5 protein-coding genes are annotated in these 5,193 nt (G+C 69.6%); 4 read left to right on the top strand and 1 reads right to left on the bottom strand.

Annotated features, from left to right (window positions below):
• Positions 1–100: 100 nt before the first annotated feature.
• On the top strand, positions 101–937 hold the full coding sequence (locus LzC2_RS20160; RefSeq protein WP_171189825.1) for an endonuclease V: 837 nt from the start codon (positions 101–103) through the stop codon (positions 935–937).
• An 86-nt stretch (positions 938–1,023) separates the two neighbouring features.
• Here the strand turns inward: LzC2_RS20160 and LzC2_RS20155 are convergent, their stop codons facing one another.
• Positions 1,024–2,019: a universal stress protein gene (locus tag LzC2_RS20155; protein ID WP_171189824.1), complete on the bottom strand. Its 996-nt coding sequence runs from the start codon at positions 2,017–2,019 to the stop codon at positions 1,024–1,026.
• Positions 2,020–2,206: 187 nt separating this feature from the next.
• Between LzC2_RS20155 and LzC2_RS20150 the strand changes: the two genes are divergently transcribed.
• The 3 genes from LzC2_RS20150 (at position 2,207) to LzC2_RS20140 (ending at position 5,128) form a co-directional block, all read left to right on the top strand.
• Positions 2,207–2,524: a GlsB/YeaQ/YmgE family stress response membrane protein gene (locus tag LzC2_RS20150; RefSeq protein WP_246255234.1), complete on the top strand. Its 318-nt coding sequence runs from the start codon at positions 2,207–2,209 to the stop codon at positions 2,522–2,524.
• A gap of 59 nt (positions 2,525–2,583) precedes the next feature.
• Positions 2,584–3,255 carry a superoxide dismutase family protein gene (locus LzC2_RS20145; protein WP_246255233.1) on the top strand — a complete coding sequence of 224 codons (672 nt, stop codon included), beginning with the start codon at positions 2,584–2,586 and terminating at the stop codon, positions 3,253–3,255.
• A gap of 361 nt (positions 3,256–3,616) precedes the next feature.
• The gene (locus LzC2_RS20140; RefSeq protein WP_171189823.1) at positions 3,617–5,128 is read left to right on the top strand and encodes a glycosyltransferase family 4 protein; all 1,512 of its coding nucleotides are present in this window, start codon (positions 3,617–3,619) and stop codon (positions 5,126–5,128) included.
• Positions 5,129–5,193 lie beyond the last annotated feature (65 nt).

The following is a 5,193-nucleotide window of genomic DNA, read 5'->3' as shown; positions in this document are numbered from 1 at the left end:
GCAGCAGGTCGGCCAGCGCCGTGGTCGGATCCGGCGGGGTGAGGGCGAAGGGATGCACGGAGAATCCTAGCCAGACAGGATCGCGGCGAGTTCGGCGGCGGTGTGGGTCGGGGGCGTCTGCCGGCGACCGCCGATCGGCTGGGACGACGTCCCCACCTGGCGGGCCGTGCGGGCCACGGGCGAATGCGTGTTGCCGGGGCAGGCGGAACGGCTGCGGACCGAAGGCGTGCCGGTGCAGGACGGCCGGGTCGATCTGAGCGGCGCCCGGTTCGACGGCTTTCCGTCGAACGGTCCCCTCCTCGCTCTGAAGGCGGAGCAGGACGCCCTCGCCGAGCGCGTCTCCTTGCGGGACGAACCGGGAGACGAACCGGCGCCGCCCGGCCCGATCGCCGCGGTGGACGTCGCCTATCCCTCGCCCGGCGTGGCGCGGGCGGCGTACGTCGAGATGGAACCGAACTCCCTCGAACCGACCTACGAACTGGCCGTCGAGTCGCCAGCGCCGTTCCCGTACGTCAGCGGGTTCCTCACCTACCGCGAACTGCCGGCGTACGCGGCGCTGATCGAACGGTTGTGCGGCTGTCGGGGAGAACCGGGTCGGGCGCCGTCGGTCGTGCTGGTGGACGGCAACGGCATCCTGCACCCGCGCCGCGGCGGCGTCGCCAGCGGGCTGGGCGTGCTGGCGGACGTGCCCACCGTCGGCGTCGCCAAGAAACGGCTGTGCGGAACCGTGCGGGAGGATGGACGGATCGAACTGGACGGCGAAGTCGTCGGGGCGTGCGTCGCCAACCCAGCGATCGACGGCGGCAAGCCGATCTTCATCTCGCCCGGCCATCGCGTCAGCGTCGCGACCGCCGAGCGGCTGGCGACCGATTGGTTCCGCGACCACCGCCTCCCGGAGCCGCTCTGGCGGGCCGACCGGTTGAGCAAAACGGGCTGAGAAGACATCGCCGCTGTAACGCCGAGGCCCCGCGGGGCCTCGGCGTTACAGCGCGGGCAGGAACCACGGGGCGAACGCCCGCAGCGCTACCCGCGCACGGCCGTGGGGACGACGAGGATCGGGTTCGCCGTGCGGCGGAGGGCGTCGGCGACGTGGCCTTCGCTGTGATGGTCGCCGCGCTCCAGCGGGAGGATCACCAACCGGTCGCCGGGGCCGGCGGTGATGTTGGGGGCGCTCTCCTCGCGACGGGTCATCAACTCGTAGGCGAACCCGCCGGCCTCCGCGGCCTTTGACAGCCCGGCGTGCAGGTTGCCGTATTCCTTTCGCAGCGCCCGCGTGAGCCGTTCATGGGAGATGTCGCCGTCCGGGTCCAACTCGAACAGGGCCGCCCGCACGTTCTGATAGAACTCCTCTTCCAGCAGCAGTTCGAGCTGCACGCCCCCGCCGGAACTGACCAGCCCGGTCGCCCAGGCGGCGGCGGGGCGGGCGGCGTCGTTCTCGCCGACCAGCGTCATCCCGATCTTGGCGAACGGGGAGGCGCCGCCGGCGGCCGGGAACTCGCCGCTGCCCTCCTCCGGCTTGTCCTGAAAGAAGGGTTTGACCGGGAAGGGCCACCGCACGACCAGCAGCGGCACCGGGCTGCGGGCCAGCAGCATATCGGTCGTCAGCCCGGCGGAGTGCGGGCCGACGCTCTCCGGTTCCCGTCCGAACGGACAGGGCACGATCGCCAGATCGCAGCCGGTGCGCTCGATCGCCGCGAGGATCTGTTCGTAGCTCTCGCCGTCGGTCCGGGGCAGCGCCCTGGCCCGTAACTCCTCGGCGACGGCGACGGCGGTCGTTTCCGCCCGATCGCTTTCGCGGGCGTCGGCGACGTGCAGTTCACAGCCGAACCGCGCCTTGAGATGCGCCGCCAGCGGCTTCGAGCAGGCATCCTGGCCGCTCCCGTCCAGCACCAGCAACACGCTCCGCGGCGTCAACGGCTTGATCGGCGCCGCGTCGCCCACGTGCGCCCGCCGGAACAGGTCCATACCTTGATCGAGGCTCCGCCCGACAGTGCTCTCGGAAGGATCGAAAGAGGACATCGCAGCAATTCGGGACGCACGGCGGAGGAACCTCGCGACGCTACCGGGGCCGGCTCATAGGGGCAAGGGGGGTCGCATTCCTGCCGATCGCCCACGGGCCGCTCCCGCGGCGACGCGGGGCATCTCCCCCATCCGGCTCTCCCTGCGCCCGGGTAAGCTGGGCGATCTAAGTCGGCGATCGCATGGATTGCCGGCGATCTATTTCAATACGAATTACAGAGAGATCGCCACGATGGACCTCGGTTTTTGGGACGTCATTAGCTGGATCGTCTTCGGCTTAATCGCCGGAGCGATCGCCCGGTTGCTCGTTCCGGGGAAACAGGCCATCGGCTGGATCATGACGATCCTGCTGGGCATCGCCGGCTCGTTCGTGGGCGGATTCCTGTTTAGCCTGTTGCCGTTCGGTCGTCCTGCCGGCGATTTCAGCCCGACCAACCTGATCGGGTCGATCATCGGCGCCGTCGTCCTGTTGCTAATCTACATCTACGCCACGAAGAAACGTTGAGGCTCGAGACGGTCGTCCGCTCTCGTTCATCCCCTCCGATTCCCTCTGCTCATAAGCCCATGAAACGCCGACTGTTCTTCCCCGCCGCCGCCTCCGCCGTCGCCCTGCTGGGCGTCGCGGCGATGGCCCAGCCGCCCGCCGATACCGTGGTGACCAGCAGCGCGACCGTGACGCTGAACGGTCGCACGATCACCGTCGAAGGCGAGAAGGTCACGATCGACGGTCGCGTCGTTACGGCCACGCCGGACATGAAGTCCAAGAAGGCTCCCGTGGTCACCAAGGCCGTCTGCGTGCTGATGCCCGTGGGCGACAGCAAGGTCTCCGGCGTGCTGCACTTCGAGCAGGCGGGCGACTCCGTCAAAGTGACCGGCGAAGTGAAAGGGCTGGAACCCGGCGAACATGGCTTCCACGTCCATCAGTTCGGCGACCTCACCGACATGGAGACCGGCAAGAGCGCCGGCGGGCACATGGACGTCGGGGAGCACAAGCACGGCAAGCCCTCCGATAAAGAACGCCACACCGGCGACCTCGGCAACATCACCGCCGACGAGAACGGCGTCGCCAAGGTCGAGATGACGGACTCCGTCATCTCCCTGAACGGCGCCCACAGCATCGTCGGTCGCGGCTTCATCGTGCACGCCGACCCGGACGATTTCGGTCAGCCCACCGGCAACGCCGGCGCCCGCGTGGCGATCGGCGCGATCGGCGTCGCCCAAGACGGCTTGAAGTAATCCTCGATCAGCGCCCCCCCAGGGCGAGTCAAGCGGGGTCGGGTTCCCCTCGGGGAAGCGATTGATCCCGAACCGTTTGACTCCGCCCACTTGGGCGCTAGAATATCAGGCAAGATCAAAGGGTCGGCCGCGACAACTGCCCCACCCCCGCCCGTTGCGGTCGGCCCGTTCTTCCGAAGCCCGTTTCGCTGTTGCGAGACGGGCTTCTTTCGTTGATCACGCCGGTCTACTCGGCGCCGGGCCAACCAGGGGCCGGGCCTCGTGACGGCGGCGACCATGCGTCGAGGATCCGGCGCGTTGCCGCTCGGGAACTTCAAGGATGAGCGTCGACCGATGCGTACCGCCGTTCCCCGGGACCGCCGTGACTGCTAAGTCCCCCGGCATGTGGAACGCCCGTCGCCTTCGATATGAGTTCGCCGTTCGACCGGCTGTCGGCGCCGCCCGCCCGCGGGTTCTTTTTCTGAACCGTTCCTATCGCCCGGATGCGGAAGCGACCGGCCAACTGCTGACGGAACTGACCGAGGATCTCGCCGCCGATTCCCCGGACGGCCCGAACGGACACCCCGCCGGCGGCTGGCGGGTCACGGTGATCTGCGGGCGACCGAACGCGAACCCGGAAGGCCTGCCGGCGAAGACCGGCATGACGCTGTGGCGCGGCGTGACCGTCCGCCGAATCGGACACACGCGGCTCGCCGGCGAGGCGAAGCGGTCGCTGGCGTTGCGGGCGATTGATTACAGCACGTTTCTGCTCTCCGCATTGTGGCGGGGCGTGCTGACGCCGCGGGTGGACGTGGTCGTCGCGGAGACCGATCCGTTCCCGCTCGCGATCGTCGGGCGCCTGCTCGCCTGGCGGCACCGCGCCCGGTTCGTCATTCACGCCCAGGACGTCCACCCGGAGTTGGGCGTGGCGTTGGGCGTCCTGAGGAACGGCCCCCTCGTGCGAATCGTCCGGGGGGCGATGCACGTCGCGGCCCGCTCCGCGGACGGCGTCGTGACGCTTTCGACGGACATGCGGAAGACGTTCTTGAAAATCGGCGTGCCCGCCGACCGCATCGCCGTCCTACCGAACTGGGCCGATGCGGACGCCGTGCGGCCGGTCCGCCACGGGAATCGCTTCCGGCTGGAACACGGCTTGGGCGAACCGGGCGCTCCCGGCTCGAAGTTCGTGGTGATGCACTCCGGGAATATGGGCCGCACGCAGCGGTTGGAGGACGTCCTCGCCGCCGCGGCCCGACTGGCGGACGATCCTCGCATCGTGTTCCTGCTGGTCGGCGGAGGCGCCGCGGAGGCGGGATTGAAGGCGGGGGCGAAGCGGTTGGGCCTCACGAATCTTCGTTTTCTGCCCTATCAACCGAAGTCGACGTTGGGCGAGAGCCTCTCCGCGGCGGACCTGCATCTGATCTGCACGGACGCCCGCGTGATCCCCTACCTCATGCCCAGCAAGCTGTACGGCGTGCTGGCCGTGGGCGCCCCGGCCCTGTGCGTCGCCCCGGCGGGCAGCGAGATGGCGGCCACCGTGACCGGCGCCGGCGCCGGGGATGCGGACGAAACCTTCGATGATCGGCAGTCCGACCGCTGCGGTTGGACCGTTGAACCGGGCGACGTCACGGCGCTCGCGGAGACGATCGCCGCCGCCGCGACTCTCCCACGCGGGGAACTGCGGGACCTGGGCGACGCCGGCCGACGATTGGCGGAGGAACGCTTCAGTCGGGCGGCAGTCACGCCGCGGTTCTCGGCGGCCTTGCGGGCCGTCACGGAAGGCGAGTCGCCGGCGAAGGCCGCCCGTTTCGTGCCGCCCCCGGCCGCGCCGGAAACGCTGCCGCTGTGCGATCCGAGCGAAGCGGAAACGCTCCCGGCTCGGCAGGCCGCCTAAGCGACGATCGCTCGGCGAACGGGTGTTGGGCGAACGGGCGGGCGGCGGGGCTGGATCGGTAGGGT

The sequence above is a fragment of the Alienimonas chondri genome (assembly GCF_013036045.1).
GTDB lineage: Bacteria > Planctomycetota > Planctomycetia > Planctomycetales > Planctomycetaceae > Alienimonas > Alienimonas chondri.
The sequence above is the reverse complement of the archived record's forward strand: the minus strand, read 5'-3'. Positions and strand labels throughout refer to the sequence as shown.

Bases quoted from the DNA above. Each gene is read 5' to 3' on its own strand.
- LzC2_RS20155 (WP_171189824.1), bottom strand. From the start codon at position 2,019: ATGTCCTCTTTCGATCCTTCCGAGAGCACTGTCGGGCGGAGCCTCGAT.
- LzC2_RS20145 (WP_246255233.1), top strand. From the start codon at position 2,584: ATGAAACGCCGACTGTTCTTCCCCGCCGCCGCCTCCGCCGTCGCCCTG.